Genomic DNA, 15,872 nt, shown 5'->3' on the forward strand with positions numbered 1-15,872 from the left:
GCTTAACTTACCTTACGCATAGTATTCTGCAAGTGGTTGGTATTGAACGATATTCATTTTACGATAAAAGTCGGCAGGTAAATGACTCCAGCGTTTTAATAATTGATAAAAATAACTTGCTTCAGCTTTGATTTTATATTCACTTAACGTCAAACCAAAGGACTTTTGTTGTTTCTTTGCCTGTGTTTCGTAAAATTGAAGAGCCGTTTCTTTGTTCTCATTGACAAAAAGAGTTTTGACTTCAATATATGATCCTTCAATGTTCTGAGTTTCTTCAATAAAATAAATATTTTTGATTTGCTCGCTCATAATGGTTCCTCCAAATACTTGATTTGCTTTGATAAGAAAACTATAACTAAGAGATATTAACAAACTGTGAACAAATCATTATTCTTTTTCAACTAGTTATTAAAACTTTCTTGTTTTGCTTTTCCAGCTTGTTCTTTTAAGGAAGGTCTAAGGATAGTTAGGTAAATACTTGCTTCTTACAGCAAATTTCGCTACAGTAATTAGAAAACTAGAGATTGGTGCGTGTTGCAAATGGAATTAAAAGTAAACCGAAACTTGATTTTTGCTGAACATCAACAAATAGAAACAGCACGACTATGGTTGCGTCCCGTTTCAATTATGGATGCAAAAGACATGTTTGAATACGCGAATGATGAAGAGACGACTCGTTTTGTTTTTGTTCGCCATCAAACACTAGAAGAGACAAGAATTTCCATCGCCAATTATTTTATGAATGAACCGCTGGGAAAGTACGCCATCGAAGTCAAAGAAACGGGTAAGATGGTTGGCACCATTGATTTGAGAATCGAAGACGTTGCGGCAGTTGCTGAGTTAGGCTACGTACTGAACAAAAACTATTGGGGAAATGGATATATTGCAGAAGCAGCGGAAGCTTTACTTGATTTGGGCTTTACCAAGTTAGATCTCGTACGCATTTTTGCTTATCATGATGTTGAAAATCCAAACTCTGGTCGCGTAATGGAAAAACTTGGGATGAAACAAGAAGGAATGATTCCTGATGCGCGACGTTGGAAAGAAAAAGTAATTTCGGTTATATTAAGAGGCATTACGAAAAGCGAATGGGCAGCAGCTCATCAATGAATGAGAGGGGAACAAGCATGGAATTAATAGTGACGAAGGAAGCACAAAGCTGGTTAGAAAAACATCGGGAAAAAGATGAACAAATTTTGCTGGATTTAGAAAATGGTGACGGGCCGTTTTCTGATAGTCGGATTACTTGTCAATTAGATACAGCTTTTCGTTTGATTTTTCTCAAGAAAGAGTCAACGGCTGATCTTAGTTTGTATTCGATTTTGGCAGACACACCTCTAGGGCCAATTCGTATCAAGAAAAGTGCCGAGATGTATTTAGATGATCCAACAACTTTAGCTTTAGAACCAACTTATCAAAGTTTACAATTGAAAGGGCCAAGTGGTTTATTAAAAGGGAACTTACCAGTCGTTCGAAAAGCTTGAAAAATTTCAAATAAGAAGGTAACAAAAAATGGGGAAATTGGCAGTAATTAGTGATTTACACGTAGATATTAATAAATTTGGCGAGTCGCAAATGAATGATTTGTGGCAAGTGTTACAAAAAAAGGAAATCACTCGCCTGCATTTAGCAGGTGACATTGCAAATAAGGTCAATCAGGCTTTGGCAGTTGTTGATTTTTTTGCAATGAAAGGATTGCCGACGACGTTTAATTTTGGAAATCATGAACTAGCAGACGTGACGGGTGAACCAATGATGAATCATTTCCCAGATAACCATTTTTTGAATGAACGTTACCTTGCATTAAATGATCACACAGTTCTACTTGGAATGAATGGCTGGTATGATTATCAGTTTTCTGAGCTAACGGATGAGGAACAAATTTTGCGGATGAAGCGATTGTACTGGTATGACCGAATGATCGAGCGAGAAGGAACCGATTTGGAAGTCAATGAGCAAGTGCTTGTAGCAACCAAGCAACTCCTTGAAACACTTACGCAAAAAAAATTAGATGTCATATTGGCTACGCATTTTGTGCCCAAAAAAGAATTTATTGTATATCAATCTGCGCCTTATGAACGTTGGAATAAATTAAATGCTTTTTTGGGTTCTGCTTCAATGGGGCAACTTTTGGATCAATATACCAATGTAAAACAAGTTGTTTTTGGGCATACCCATCGTCGATTTGAAGACCAGGTCATTCAAGGAACGAAATATAGTTGTCGGCCATTTGGTTATTATTATGAATGGCAACTGACAAGGCAATTTGTGTTACAAGAAAAGCTGGTAGAAAAATATAATCCAATGAAATTGCGTGGTGTTTTACGTGATCATTATCCAGCCTTTTTGGCCTATCAAAAAAAGCATTTGCAAGAAGAGTTTGAGCGAGCACTAACAATCATTGATTATTAATTGGATAACTAAAACGGATGGGACAAGTAGTTGCTTTGTCCCATCCGTTTTAGTTATAAATATGAACAAAACTGCTACCTTCATTGAAATGTGTCAATTGTTCGCATGCTTTTTTGCAATGCTAGCTTGTTTCTAGCGCAATGATTCTGTTAAGGATGAATGTACGCCAAGAAAGTGAAGCTAATTTGGAAAGGTGGGACTGTTTATATTGAAAAATCAACGCATTTGATTCAAAAAAAAACTCACAATGAAAAATTTCATCGTGAGTTTTTTTATAGATAAGATTAAGCCATAAATAATGCTTTGTATAAGAATACTGCAACGATCCCAGCGCAGATAGGTGCAACGACTGGTACCCAAGCATAGCTCCATTGTGATGAGCCTTTGTGTTTCAATGGTAAAATTGCATGTAACAAACGAGGACCAAGGTCACGAGCTGGATTTAATCCAGGACCAGTAGGACCACCTAGTGAAGCTACAAGTGTCCAAACAAGGAAACCAAGTGCTAAGTGAGCAGTTCCAAGATTATCTTGGAAGAAAGGTGCTTTGGTAATTCCTAAAGCGCCAAAGAATAAAACAAATGAACCAAAGAATTCGTTAACGAAACCGTTGAATTTAGAACCAACACTATTGATCGTTGAGAAAGTTCCTAACACGTGGTTTACGTCTTCTGTTTGATCGTAGTAAGGTTTGTAACAAGCAACAACGACTAACTGTCCAATGATTGCTCCAAGGAATTGTGCGCCAATATAAGGTGCAACTTCTGCCCAAGGGAATAATCCGTTCATTGCTAGAGAAATCGTAAACGCAGGATTGATGTGGTTTCCACTGATTCCACCAAATACCATTGCAGGAATCATAACCCCACAGCCGTAACCGACAGCAATCAACATCCAGTCACTACCATAACCTTTTGTACCTTTTAAATCTACATTCGCTACAGCGCCATTACCTAAAATAATCAATAAAGCTGTACCCAACATTTCCGCCGCAAGACGAGTCATTAATGAGTAATCCATATATACCTCCAAAAATTTATAAAAGTGCAAAAAAAAAGAAACATCAACACAAAAGCAGGTGCGGTGTCTCGTGCTAGTCATTCTTCGAGGTCGTAATAAGTGCAATCAATCAAAAGAAAAAATGATTTCGACCAACTTGAACAAGCTAACCCTTTTTTTAGAAAAAAAGTCCCCTACAACTCACCAACTTCACTTTTAAATATACCAAAGAAAACTTATTTATTTTTTCAAAAGATGCTTCTTAGAAACAACACGTTTTGAAACTTTCAGAAAAAGATTGTTAGTAAAATGAAAATCAGACGTAAGGAGTGTATTACATGAAATTTTTTCAAGAGTTTTTCATTATTCTTTTTTTCTCTGTCTTAGGCGAGGGAATACGAGTGTTTGCCCATCTACCAATTCCGGGAAGTATTTTAGGTATTATCTTTTTGTTTTTAGCATTTGAAATGAAATTAGTAGACCCTGAAAAAATTGGGGCAACTGGTGATTTTTTATTGAATAATCTGACCATTTTATTTGTACCTGCTGGCGTGGGATTATTGGAATATTATGATGATATTGCGACCATCTGGCCTATCTTATTGGGTGCAGTAGTTGTTTGTGCGATTGTTACGATGGTTGCTGCTGGGAAAACAGCAGAAGGTGTCGAAGCAGCAATCAACTATTTACAAGAGCGGAAAATTCAAAAAAATGAAGTGGAGGATAACCAAGTTGAGTGAGTTTCTTAAAAACCCATTGTTTGGTCTTAGCCTAACTTTAGGTGTGTATGTATTATCAGATAAATTTTTGCGGAAATACAAATTGCCGATTATCAATCCTTTAGTGCTATCAATAGTTGTTATTATTTTCTTTTTACATTTTACAGGAATTAGTTATGCAGACTATAATGTCGGCGGGAATTTTTTAACGATGTTAATTACTCCTGCAACAGTTGCATTAGCGATTCCTTTATACAAGAATCTACATTTACTCAAAGAAAATTTCTTTCCGGTCATTTCAGCGATTCTGGCTGGAATTGTGGCGAATTGTTTAGTTAGTGTTGGAATTGGCTCTCTTTTTTTGTTGAAGAAGGAAATGGTCATCTCTTTATTACCAAAATCTGTGACAACAGCAATCTCCGTTGATCTTTCTCATACAATGGGTGGCGTTAACGCAGTTACTTTAGCAATTGTTGTATCAACGGGTATTTTTGGTTCATTGATTGCAACACACATCTTTCGTTTGTTTAAAATCAAAAGTCCAGTTGCACGAGGTGTCGCTTTAGGTAGTACCTCACATGCCATTGGGACTGCAAAAGCGATTGAGATTGGTGAAGTGGAAGGGATTATTTCTGGGCTTGCTATTTGTGTTAACGGGATGCTCACGGTTTTCTTACTACCGTTGATTTTCCAACCCTTTGCTAGTTGGTTTTAATGCGGGAAATGGCGTTTTGTGCTACAATAACCAAAAAGTTCTAGCACAAAGGAGCATAGCAAATGTATTTGTCATCAGATTATCTCAAGACGTTTGATAAAGACTTATATTATCAGATTCTCCTGCTGGAAAGCTTCGAGGATCATGAGTGGCACACTGCGGCTCAGCTTGCACAAAGTGTACAGCTTGACGCGCGGAGTGTCACAAAATATTTAAGTGAATTAACAAAAAGTTATCAGCGCTTCAGCGGAAAAACACAAGCGCTCTTTCGTAAAAATCGGCGATCAGGTTACAACTTTTCAACGACGTTGGATCCGATAGAACATGAACGATTTTTAATCTATCTCGTGCAAAGTACGCTGAAGTTTCAGTTATTGCACGACATTTTTTTTGAAGAGTTTCGGACGATGTACCAGTTTGCTCAAAAAAATTATATCAGTGAGTCAACAGCGCACCGAAAAATCAATGAATGGAAACAAGAGTTACATTCATATGGAATCACGTTACAACGGAGAAGTTATGTCGCAAAAGGGGAAGAAGAAATCATCCGCTTATATTTACATATGACTTTTTGGCAATTGTTTCGCGGAAAAATCTGGCCATTTGAGACAATTTCACAAACAGATGTCAAAAAAATCGCAGATCAAATTATTGATTTTTTCCACGTTCAACTTAATGAAATCAAAAAAAGAAGACTCGAATACATGCTAGGTGCATTCTTTTTACGGAAATCACAAAAACATTTTGTTATTTTAAATCGTAAGAAGCGCGAGCTTATTTCTAACAATTTGTTATTTAAACGTTTTTGTCAAGCAATGGCACCAGTGTTCCCAAATTATTTTCAAGTTGAGGATGAATTAGGTGCATTGTTTTTAGTGTTGATGACTAGGGAAGAGTACTACTGTAATCCTCAAATCAGAGAAATGATCTACTCGTTTCATCATTCAGCAGAAACCCCGCCATTTAAAGCTTTGCGGGAAGCGGAGCGTGCCTTGCTACTTTATCAAAAAGAGCAGCATCTACCTGAGGAACCTTTGTCATTGGAAGCAGAGAATTATTTATTTAGTAGCCATATCTTTACTTTTTTATTTCCAGATGCAAAGGCGACGATTGATGGCAACAGTAGCGATTTTCATAATCATCTGATTGTGAGAAATCCTAAATTAAACCAATGGCTGCTCTCTTTTTTTGAAGACGCAAGAGAAACGGAAGCTAGTTTAGCGTTTCAAAATCAGGGGTTTTTGATGGCTCGTTATCTAACGGTCATGAAAACGTTAGGTGCGTTTATGACACAATTACCAGAAATTACTGTTTTGTTAATGACTGATTTCCCCGTTTTTGAAGAAGAATTGTTGATGGCAAGTCTTCATAATTTTTTCCGTAATGATTATCGACTGGTTTTTCTACCGGCGAATTATCGTGGGCGAGAAGCTGATTTACTGATTTCGACGAGCAAGGTGCATAAAAAACCTTGGGCAGACCTAGATTATTTTATTGTTGCTCAAGAGTTACAGTTGACAGATTATATTCAGTTGACTCAAAAATTACAGACAATTCAAAAAGAAAAAAGTGAGAAGGGGTACAACAATGACATTTGAAGAAATTTTACCAAAAGTGAAACAAGGTGCGAAAATGATTCGCAAAGGCTGGAGCGGCTTTGAGGTGTATGTCGTTTTAGTCACAGATGATGAATTTGATGGTTGTCCAGTAACGCCTTATTTTCTAATCAAGACAAGTGATGAAGGATTCTCAAGTTTTGCACCGACTGTGTGTGATATTTTAGCCGATGATTGGGAAATAGTTGAATGAGCAACCAGTATCCGGACTTAGCAAGACAAGTCGTTTTTGTCACCGGTGCGGCTTCAGGGATTGGTGAAGCACAAGCGCACGCTTTTTTAGCGCAGGACGCGTTTGTGTTTGGGTTTGATCGACAAGCAGGGAAAATGGCAACAGTAGCGCAACATTTCCCTGATCAGTTTGCTTTTTTTGTAGGTGATATAAGAGATCAAGCTTCAGTAGAACAAGCAGTTAAACAATGTCATGAGCATTTTGGCACTGTGACTATTTTGTTAAATACTGCCGGCATTCTGGACGACTATAAACCACTACTTGAAACAAGTGAAGACTTGTGGGAAAACATCTATGAAACAAATGTAAAAAGCATGTTTCGCGTGACGAAGGTATTGTTACCTGAAATGCTCGCCCAGCAAGCTGGTGTGATTATCAACATGGCTTCCATTGCCGGCTTAGTAGCTGGCGGCGGTGGAATTGCTTATACGAGTGCCAAACATGCAATCGTTGGTTTTACGAAACAGCTTGCTTTGGATTATGCTGCAAAAGGGATTCGGATAAAGGCGATTGCGCCAGGTGCAATCGAAACACCGATGAACGCAGCTGATTTCGCAGGAACAGGAGAAATGGCTCAGTGGGTAGCAGATGAAACACCAGTTAAACGTTGGGCGAAACCAGAAGAAGTGGCAGAACTGACTTTGTTCTTGGCGACGCCCCAAGCGAGTTATATCCAAGGAGCAGTTGTGCCAATCGATGGTGGCTGGTTGCTAAAATAATCTTGAGTTTTTTCTTGATTCCTGTATGATAAATGTAGCGGAATTTCCGCACTACGGCACTTCAGTTGGAAGAAGATTCCCATCCTTTGGCCGTAGTTATTACCAAGATGTTGATCTTGCAAAGGAGAACAATTATGGAACAGAAAAATAGCCAGACTGCTAGTCGCTGGACGACGAAAGAAGTGGCAACAATGGCGTTAGTTACTGGACTTTATGTGGCAGTGACCGTCTTTTTAGCTGTCATTAGTTTTGGTGCAATCCAAATTCGTTTATCAGAAATGTTTAATTATTTATCGTTGTACAATAAGAAATATATTATTTCAGTAACTCTTGGTGTTGCCTTGGCCAATCTGGCTTCGCCATTGGGACTCGTCGATGTCGTCGTTGGAAGTGTCAGTACATTGATTGTTTTGCTAATTAATTATCAAGTAACCAAACGTGTCAAGAATATGAAAATAAAAATGGTTATTACTGCATTGATTTTTGCTTTTTCAATGTTTACGGTGGCAGGTCAGTTGACTTTTTTCTATCAAGCTCCCTTTTTCTTTAACTGGGCAATCATTGCTTTAGGAGAGTTGGTGTCAATGGCAGTCGGCGGTGTGATTATCTATTGGATGAGTAAAAAAATTGATTTAACAAAATAAATGATTCGTCTATTGTGAGTTTGATGGGAACTTGCAGTGGGGACGATTACGTGAAGAGCTTAAGGGAGTGTCTTAAGCTCTTTTTTTATTTTGGAGTTAAAGTTATACTAAATAGAACGACAGGATAAAAATGAAAGAAGTTTTGTGTATGGAAAAAAATCAAACGAAAGATAATTTCAATGAATACATAGAGAAAAGAATCAAACAACCAATTATTCATCTACGCAAAAAAAGAAAACGATTGAAGAAAGTCATCTTTGTTAGCAATGCATCGAAATTGGTTTTGTCTTCCTGTATACCCGTTCTAGCATCAATGGTGCCTGAGCACATGTATCTATTAACGGTCATCTCGATTATCAGTGCAATCGTGGCTGTACTTCAGGGGTTGCAAACGTGGAAAAATTTTGAGGAGCAGACGTTAGCTATCTCTAAGTTTATCAACGAGTTGGAAAAAGAATATTTTCTCTTTTATGTAAAGTGGGAAGAGGGGACAAGTACGAAAGCTGAGGTTGAAAAATTTGTCGAAAGCGTTGAAAACTTATACGACGAACAAATTAATGAAATGCTTGATTCTAGTTCAAATTAAAGACAGAAAAAGAGTGGAACGAAACGCTAAGCCGTTTTGTTCCACTCTTTTTTCTGCTGAAAGTTGCTCTGCTTTGAACTTTTTTGAGTCAATGATATGAAGCAAAACCTCTATTTTATGACTGTGGCTGTTCAAATGAAAAATATTTTGGTAAACGATGACGAATGACTGTTCCTAGGTAACCGGCAGCAACTGCTTTGATGATTCCTGGTAAAATAAATGGAATGAATCCGCTAACTATGGCTGTATTCCATGATAAATCGCCACTAGCTTTTAGCCAAATGACACCAAAAATGAGTGTGACAAATGAACCAATCACGTTAGCAAAGATTACCCAAGTATAACTAGAAACATTTTTTTCAACGAGGTAGCCAGTAAGCCATGCTTGAAAAATGAAACCAATCAGATAGCCACCAGTGGGTCCAAAAACAATACTCAATCCACCTGATAGTCCTGCGAAAACAGGTAGTCCAATAATTCCTAATAATAAATAAATCAAGACAGAAAGTGTCCCACTACGTCGCCCCAATAAAGTAGCTGTTAGTCCAATCGCGAAAGTTTGCCCAGTCAATGGAACAATACTTAATGGAATCGTAAATTGAGATAAGATAGCAATAATAGCTGAAAATTCTGCAGCAATAATAAGTGGCTTCAATGACGTTTTCATAATTTCCTCTTTTCGTTAACTTCGTTTTTTATATTGGTTAACGATAGTTTAGAAGAAAAAATTTAATTTGTAAAGTGTTTTTTGCAAAAAAAAAACCAAAGCCAACCATCCGAAGATAGTTGCTTTGGTTTTGAAGCCATGAATTATAGGCTTTGGTTGTAGTATTCAACGACAAGAGCTTCGTCGATTTCTGGATATAGTTCGTCACGTTCTGGTAAACGAGTTAATGAACCTTCCAATTTTTCAGCGTCAAAGCTTACAAATGCTGGACGTCCAACAGTAGCTTCTACAGCTTCTTTAACAGTTACGATGTTTTGTGATTTTTCACGAACACCGATTACTTGACCGATTTCTACGTGGTATGAAGGAATATCAACACGTTTGCCATCAACAGTAATGTGGCCATGGTTAACTAATTGACGTGCTTGACGACGAGTAGTTGCAAGACCTAGACGATAAACAACATTGTCTAAACGTTGTTCTAGTAAGATCATGAAGTTAACACCGTGTTTACCTTCTTTGATTTTGCTAGCTTTAACGAACAAGTTACGGAATTGACGTTCGTTCATTCCGTACATGTGACGAAGTTTTTGTTTTTCAGTTAATTGCATACCGTATTCAGATTGTTTGCCACGGCTGTTAGGTCCATGTTGACCTGGTGCGTAAGGGCGACGTGCTAATTCTTTACCTGTGCCTGATAATGAAATACCTAAGCGACGAGAAATTTTCCATGATGGTCCAGTATAACGAGACATTGAGATTTCCTCCAATAAATTAAATTTAGTTTTTGGAGTAAAATAATCCGTTAAAAAATTCATATTCGTTTAGTTTGTTCTTCAATCTTCACCTTTGCAGCCGCGGTTACACAATTGAACCCGAATCGGGGCAACAAACTAGGGACGAGCTATTATTTTCCTGCTGCATTATTTTACACAAACTACAGTATAGTTGATTTAAATGGCAAGTGTCAAGTAGATAAACACGTAAAAACGCTTTACAAACGATCAGATGCTCTATAAAATGAGAAGGTGTCTGTCAAATCAATTTAGCTGACAGTAAAGAAAATTTTTAAAATAAGCATAAATCATGAAATGGTAAGGGAACGGTAAAGGAAAATCGCTTATTATTTTGAGCGGAGGAGCTAACTTGGAAGAACTTATTTTTCCTAGGAATGAAGAACAAGCTGTGCCCATGGCAAAGTATATGAAAAATCATTTTCCGTTTGCGGGCGTGCCAAAGCCGGAACGTGCGCGTTTACAAAAAAAGTTTTTGGTACAAAGCAAACAACTAGAAGTGACAGAAGTTTTGTCACTTGCAAAAAAATATTATCAAAAAGCAGAAAGAGAATATCAATATGTAGCAATTGAGTTGATTCAACTCAATGTAAGGCGTCTGGCATTCTCTGACTTGGTAATGCTGTTATCACTCGTGCAAGAAAAAGAGTGGTGGGACAGTATTGATTCTTGGCGTAAAGTATACACGACGTGGTGTAAAGCTCACCCAGATCAGCTAGAGCAAGTATTTAACTTGTTCATTCAACAAGAAGATTTTTGGCTGCGAAGGATCGCAATTACTTTACAGCTGGGATTAAAAGAAAAGGTAAACCAGTCGCTATTGAAAAAAGCAATCCTGCAAGATCGAGAAACAACAGAATTTTTTATTCAAAAAGGGATTGGCTGGGCATTACGCGATTATAGCAAAACGAATCCTGGTTGGGTAAAAGATTTATTAGAACAAGAAGCATTAAGTAAGTTAGCAGTAAGAGAAGCCAGTAAATACTTATAAGAAAGCGAGACGAGCAGACATGAAACGAGGCTTATTTGCCTTTGATATTGACGGAACGTTATTGGACACGAACAAGCAAGCATTGGATAGTACAAAAGAGGCATTGCAACAATTGCGTCGAGCAGGACATTTAGTGACAATTGCAACAGGGCGTAGTCGTTTTCATGCGCAAGAAATTATTCGTGAGTTAGAATTTGAAAATTATATTTTATGTAATGGTGCAGCTGGGTTCTTGGATCACGAACAAGTTTACAAAAATCTGTTGGATCGTGACCAGCTAGATACGTTTGTTGAAGAAGCGCAGACAAAAGAAATTGATACAGCCTTTGTTAGTTTGGACAATATGAAACGATCTTCTTCTAATGATGTTCAAATCATGGAAGAGGCGATGCATTCATTTGGCGCTGTGTTGCCTGAGTTGGATCAATTTTTTGTTGAAGACCAAGACATTTATCAAGCTTTAGCATTCTTCAATAAAAGCTACGACACACAATTTCAAAAATATGACAAACTTCGTTTTGTTCGTTGGCATGAAAACAGTGTAGATGTTGTACCACACGATGGTTCAAAAGCTGCAACGATTCTTCATTTGGCAGACCAAGTTGGAATTCCTCGCGAATCTATCATCAGTTTTGGTGATGGATTGAATGATCGAGAAATGTTACGTGAATCGGGGATTGGTGTGGCAATGGGAAATGCGTCAGCAGAAGTTCAAGCTACAGCTAATTTGGTAACTGACACGAATGACCAAGATGGCATTTGGAAAGCACTGAAAAAATTAGCTGTAATTTAAACACAAATAGTCAATTCGTGATTGTTGACCCTTGATAAAAAAGTTCGAGACTTTCTTTCGTCTCGGACTTTTTTTGTTCAATCGTTTGTCTTACGCCTCATAGTTACAACCTTCTCAGAGAGCTTTTCTTTCTTAAAAAAAACTACTATAATAATAGAATGATGTTAAAAGAGAAGAGGAATCAATGTGCGGGTATTGTTTATTGGTGATGTAGTGGGTTCGATGGGGAGAGAAATGATTACGGAATATGTCCCTCGTTTAAAGAAAAAATATCGTCCACAAGTAACCATCGTGAATGGTGAAAATGCAGCTTCTGGAAGAGGTATCACTGAAAAAATCTATAAAAAACTTTTACAAGATGGTGTGGATGTTGTGACTATGGGAAACCATACATGGGACAATCGCGATATTTTTGAATTTATTGATGACGCGAAAAAAATGGTTCGTCCAGCAAACTTTCCAGAAGGAACACCAGGTCAAGGAATGGTATTTGTCAAAGTCAATCAAGTGGAACTTGCTGTTATCAATATGCAAGCTCGTTCATTTATGACGGATTTGGATGACCCATTTCGTAAAATGCAAGCATTAGTTGCTGAAGCAAGAAAAAGAACGCCAATCATTTTTGTCGATTTCCATGGAGAAACGACTAGCGAAAAACAAGCAATGGGCTGGTTTTTAGATGGTGAAGTGTCAGCTGTTGTTGGAACACATACACATGTCCAGACCAATGATGCACGGATTTTGCCAAAAGGAACCGCGTACTTAACGGATGTCGGTATGACAGGACCATATGATGGTATTTTAGGAATGCGTCGGGATGTAATTATCGAAAAATTTTTAACGGCAATGCCAAAACGTTTTGAAGTTGTGGAAGAAGGTCGCGCTATTTTATGTGGTTGTTTGTTAGAAATTGATGATGCAACTGGAAAAGCAAAAGATATCCAATTGATCCAAATCAATGACGACCGACCATTTATGGAATGAGGCAGATCAATGGCTTTTTTAGAAAATGAACCAGAGATACAAGAAACAGTTGAGCAACTGACCAAACTTCTAAGCAACAATGAAATTATTATCCGCTATAAAGAGTTAGAAGAAAAGGTCCATCAAAATAATTACTTAAAAGAATTGACCGAAGAGATCAAAGTGGCGCAAAAAGAGGCAGTCCAATTTGGTCACTATGGAAAAGTGATTGCTGAGCAAACAGCAATCACCCGGGCGAATCAATTGACGAAAACATTTGAACAGCACCCTTTAGTGGTTGCCTATCGTCGCCAATTGCTCGAGGCAAATGATCTCTTGCACCATTTAACTGGGTTGATTCAAGATGAAATCAATGAATTATTAGAGGAGGAAAACGATGCCTCAAAAAACGAAGAACACACCAATGATGGAACAATATCTAAGCATTAAGGCGCAATACCAAGATGCTTTTTTGTTTTATCGTCTTGGTGATTTTTATGAACTATTTTATGAAGATGCAATCCAAGTTTCACAGCTATTAGAGCTAACGCTAACGAGTCGAAATCGCAACGCAGATGATCCGATCCCAATGTGTGGCGTTCCGCATCATGCAGCCCAAGGGTATATCGACAGTTTAGTGGAAAAAGGACATAAAGTGGCGATTTGCGAGCAAGTTGAAGATCCGAAAACAACGAAAGGTATGGTCAAACGTGAAGTTGTTCAGTTAATTACACCAGGAACAGTCATGGACAGTAAGGGACTTTCTGCAAAAGATAATAATTACTTGACTGCTATTGTACAAGAAGACAATGAATTTGGTTTTGCTTATGTTGATTTAAGCACAGGTGAGTTAAAAACAGCGCATCTTTTTGATGAAGAAGGCGTTTTAAATGAAACTTCTGCATTACAGACAAAAGAATTAGTTCTGGGTACAGAAATTTCTGCTAGCCTACGTGAACAACTAAGTATTCGTCTGGGCTTAGTTTTTTCTTCTCAAGAAACACTAGAGGAAAATGCCGAATTTAATTTTTTGACTCGCGAAATAACGGATGATCTTGAAAAAGAAGCTACAGGTAAGTTATTAACTTACTTGGCAGTGACGCAAAAGCGGAGCTTAGCGCATATTCAAAATGCGGTGGAATATCAACCAGATCACTATTTAAAAATGGATTATTATTCCAAATTCAATTTGGAATTAAGCCAGTCGATCCGAACGGGTAAAAAACATGGCACTTTATTGTGGCTATTAGATGAAACAAAGACCGCAATGGGCGGCCGAATGCTAAAACAATGGCTTGATCGACCATTGATTCAATCGCATGCGATTAACGCTCGCCAAGAGATGGTGGCCTCCTTAGTTGATAGCTACTTTGAACGAATTGATTTACAAAGTTCTTTGACCAAAGTTTATGATTTGGAGCGCTTAGCTGGCCGAGTGGCATTTGGAAATGTTAATGGTCGTGATTTGATTCAGTTGAAGACGTCACTTGAACAAGTGCCGATGATCCGTCAACTGATTGAAGGAATCGACCAAGGACAATGGCAATCGCTATTAGAAAAAATGCAACCAATGGAAGGGCTAGTTCAACTAATCAGCCATGCAATAAAAGAAGACCCTCCATTACAAATCACAGAAGGTAACGTGATTCGCGATGGGTTCAATGAACAATTAGATGCCTATCGTTCAGCCATGAAAAACGGGAAACAATGGTTAGCCGAACTAGAAGCCCGTGAACGAAAAGAGACAGGCATCAAAAATTTAAAAGTTGGTTTCAACCGTGTGTTTGGGTATTATATCGAAATTACAAAATCAAATTTAGCAAACTTAGAAGAAGGAAAGTACGAGCGTAAACAAACGTTAGCAAATGCAGAACGCTTTATTACGCCAGAGTTGAAAGAACTAGAAACTCAAATCCTTGAAGCAGAAGAAAAATCTGTTGATTTAGAATATCAACTATTTTTAGCTGTTCGCGAAGAGGTCAAAAAAGCCATTCAACCTTTACAAACGTTGGCAAAATCAATCAGTGCGGTGGACGTGTTGCAAAGCTTTGCAACAATCAGTGAACGTTACCAATATGTTCGTCCAATCTTAACGAATAATAGTCAACAATTATGCATTCAAGATGGCAGACACCCAGTCGTTGAAAAAGTACTGGGACATCAAGAATATATTCCAAATAGTGTTGAGATGGATGAACAAGAGATGATTTTATTAATCACAGGACCGAATATGTCAGGGAAAAGCACGTATATGCGCCAACTTGCATTAACCGTCATTATGGCACAAATGGGTTGCTTTGTTCCGGCACAAAAAGCCATTTTGCCGATTTTTGATCGAATCTTCACTCGTATTGGGGCAAGTGATGACTTGATTGCTGGCCAAAGTACCTTCATGGTTGAAATGATGGAAGCCAATCAAGCATTGCGAAATGCTACACCCAATAGTTTGATTCTATTTGATGAGCTTGGTCGTGGGACAGCGACATATGATGGGATGGCGTTAGCACAAGCAATCATTGAATATATTCATCAAAATGTTCAGGCAAAAACACTTTTCTCGACGCATTATCATGAACTAACAGTCTTAGACCAAGAATTATCTCAATTAAAAAATGTTCATGTAGGAGCAATCGAAAAAGATGGAGAAGTCGTCTTTCTTCATAAGATGATGGAAGGACCAGCAGATAAAAGTTATGGGATTCATGTAGCGAAAATTGCGGGACTACCAATCGATTTGTTGAAACGAGCATCAACGATTTTAGCAACACTTGAATCTGGGGAAGAAAAACATCATCAAATCCCTGTTGAACCAATTAAATCTGTTGTGAAGGTACAGGAAGAGCCTGCACAGACTTCGAAAGCACAAGTGAATGAGGAAACACAGCAACTTTCTCTATTCTCTGAGCTGACTGATGAAGAACAAGGGGTTGTTACGTCATTAAAAGAACTTAATTTATTAGAAATGACGCCAATGGACGCACTGAATAAATTATATGAATTGCAAAAACAACTTTAGAAAGAAG

Annotated in this window: 19 protein-coding genes; 15 read left to right on the forward strand and 4 right to left on the reverse strand. The window is 37.9% G+C overall.

Annotation, left to right across the window (positions count from 1 at the left end):
* Positions 1-12: 12 nt before the first annotated feature.
* Positions 13-309, reverse strand: coding sequence for a hypothetical protein (locus IGJ93_RS00535; protein WP_285700753.1), 297 nt, complete (start codon positions 307-309; stop codon positions 13-15).
* A gap of 231 nt (positions 310-540) precedes the next feature.
* Between IGJ93_RS00535 and IGJ93_RS00540 the strand changes: the two genes are divergently transcribed.
* From IGJ93_RS00540 to IGJ93_RS00550, 3 genes are read left to right on the forward strand one after another with little or no spacing between them, the layout of a single operon-like run.
* Positions 541-1,110, forward strand: coding sequence for a GNAT family N-acetyltransferase (locus tag IGJ93_RS00540; RefSeq protein ID WP_067483700.1), 570 nt, complete (start codon positions 541-543; stop codon positions 1,108-1,110).
* Positions 1,111-1,127: 17 nt separating this feature from the next.
* Entirely contained in the window at positions 1,128-1,484 is a 357-nt protein-coding gene (locus IGJ93_RS00545) for an iron-sulfur cluster biosynthesis family protein (protein ID WP_067483465.1), read from the forward strand.
* A gap of 28 nt (positions 1,485-1,512) precedes the next feature.
* The gene (locus tag IGJ93_RS00550) at positions 1,513-2,412 is read left to right on the forward strand and encodes a metallophosphoesterase (RefSeq protein WP_071868747.1); all 900 of its coding nucleotides are present in this window, start codon (positions 1,513-1,515) and stop codon (positions 2,410-2,412) included.
* Positions 2,413-2,696: 284 nt separating this feature from the next.
* Here IGJ93_RS00550 and IGJ93_RS00555 read toward each other — a convergent pair whose 3' ends face one another.
* Positions 2,697-3,431 carry an MIP/aquaporin family protein gene (locus IGJ93_RS00555; protein ID WP_067483461.1) on the reverse strand — a complete coding sequence of 245 codons (735 nt, stop codon included), beginning with the start codon at positions 3,429-3,431 and terminating at the stop codon, positions 2,697-2,699.
* A 317-nt stretch (positions 3,432-3,748) separates the two neighbouring features.
* On the opposite strand from IGJ93_RS00555, the gene IGJ93_RS00560 reads away from it, so the two are divergent.
* The 7 genes from IGJ93_RS00560 (at position 3,749) to IGJ93_RS00590 (ending at position 8,641) form a co-directional block, all read left to right on the forward strand.
* Complete coding sequence (locus IGJ93_RS00560) at positions 3,749-4,150, forward strand: CidA/LrgA family protein (RefSeq protein WP_067483459.1); 402 nt, start codon at positions 3,749-3,751, stop codon at positions 4,148-4,150.
* Positions 4,143-4,844 carry an LrgB family protein gene (locus IGJ93_RS00565; RefSeq protein WP_067483457.1) on the forward strand — a complete coding sequence of 234 codons (702 nt, stop codon included), beginning with the start codon at positions 4,143-4,145 and terminating at the stop codon, positions 4,842-4,844. The genes IGJ93_RS00560 and IGJ93_RS00565 overlap by 8 nt, the downstream gene beginning before the upstream one ends.
* A 62-nt stretch (positions 4,845-4,906) precedes the next feature.
* Entirely contained in the window at positions 4,907-6,442 is a 1,536-nt protein-coding gene (locus tag IGJ93_RS00570; RefSeq protein ID WP_067483455.1) for a helix-turn-helix domain-containing protein, read from the forward strand.
* Positions 6,432-6,653: a DUF2829 domain-containing protein gene (locus IGJ93_RS00575; RefSeq protein ID WP_071868746.1), complete on the forward strand. Its 222-nt coding sequence runs from the start codon at positions 6,432-6,434 to the stop codon at positions 6,651-6,653. The genes IGJ93_RS00570 and IGJ93_RS00575 overlap by 11 nt, the downstream gene beginning before the upstream one ends.
* A complete protein-coding gene (locus tag IGJ93_RS00580; protein WP_413124081.1) occupies positions 6,650-7,411 on the forward strand; it encodes a 3-oxoacyl-ACP reductase in 762 nt (253 codons plus the stop codon). Before IGJ93_RS00575 ends, IGJ93_RS00580 begins: the two co-directional genes overlap by 4 nt.
* A 134-nt stretch (positions 7,412-7,545) precedes the next feature.
* Complete coding sequence (locus tag IGJ93_RS00585; protein ID WP_075491311.1) at positions 7,546-8,055, forward strand: QueT transporter family protein; 510 nt, start codon at positions 7,546-7,548, stop codon at positions 8,053-8,055.
* 148 nt (positions 8,056-8,203) lie between these two features.
* A complete protein-coding gene (locus IGJ93_RS00590; RefSeq protein ID WP_218658022.1) occupies positions 8,204-8,641 on the forward strand; it encodes an SLATT domain-containing protein in 438 nt (145 codons plus the stop codon).
* Positions 8,642-8,756: 115 nt separating this feature from the next.
* Here the strand turns inward: IGJ93_RS00590 and IGJ93_RS00595 are convergent, their stop codons facing one another.
* Complete coding sequence (locus IGJ93_RS00595) at positions 8,757-9,308, reverse strand: biotin transporter BioY (RefSeq protein WP_430596964.1); 552 nt, start codon at positions 9,306-9,308, stop codon at positions 8,757-8,759.
* Between the two features lie 143 nt (positions 9,309-9,451).
* Complete coding sequence (rpsD, locus tag IGJ93_RS00600) at positions 9,452-10,063, reverse strand: 30S ribosomal protein S4 (protein ID WP_067483447.1); 612 nt, start codon at positions 10,061-10,063, stop codon at positions 9,452-9,454.
* 391 nt (positions 10,064-10,454) lie between these two features.
* Between rpsD and IGJ93_RS00605 the strand changes: the two genes are divergently transcribed.
* The 5 genes from IGJ93_RS00605 to mutS all read left to right on the forward strand — a co-directional run bounded on the left by IGJ93_RS00605 (position 10,455) and on the right by mutS (position 15,865).
* Positions 10,455-11,093 carry a DNA alkylation repair protein gene (locus tag IGJ93_RS00605; RefSeq protein ID WP_067483446.1) on the forward strand — a complete coding sequence of 213 codons (639 nt, stop codon included), beginning with the start codon at positions 10,455-10,457 and terminating at the stop codon, positions 11,091-11,093.
* Positions 11,094-11,112: 19 nt separating this feature from the next.
* Positions 11,113-11,886 (forward strand): Cof-type HAD-IIB family hydrolase, encoded by a 774-nt coding sequence (locus IGJ93_RS00610; protein WP_067483445.1) that lies wholly within the window; start codon positions 11,113-11,115, stop codon positions 11,884-11,886.
* A gap of 186 nt (positions 11,887-12,072) precedes the next feature.
* Positions 12,073-12,870, forward strand: coding sequence for a TIGR00282 family metallophosphoesterase (locus IGJ93_RS00615; protein ID WP_270492878.1), 798 nt, complete (start codon positions 12,073-12,075; stop codon positions 12,868-12,870).
* A 9-nt stretch (positions 12,871-12,879) separates the two neighbouring features.
* Complete coding sequence (locus tag IGJ93_RS00620; protein WP_067483441.1) at positions 12,880-13,299, forward strand: YlbF family regulator; 420 nt, start codon at positions 12,880-12,882, stop codon at positions 13,297-13,299.
* Positions 13,247-15,865 carry a DNA mismatch repair protein MutS gene (mutS, locus tag IGJ93_RS00625; protein ID WP_285700762.1) on the forward strand — a complete coding sequence of 873 codons (2,619 nt, stop codon included), beginning with the start codon at positions 13,247-13,249 and terminating at the stop codon, positions 15,863-15,865. Before IGJ93_RS00620 ends, mutS begins: the two co-directional genes overlap by 53 nt.
* Positions 15,866-15,872: the final 7 nt, after the last annotated feature.

This window comes from Enterococcus sp. DIV0174 (assembly GCF_050529065.1).
Classification (GTDB): domain Bacteria; phylum Bacillota; class Bacilli; order Lactobacillales; family Enterococcaceae; genus Enterococcus_B; species Enterococcus_B thailandicus.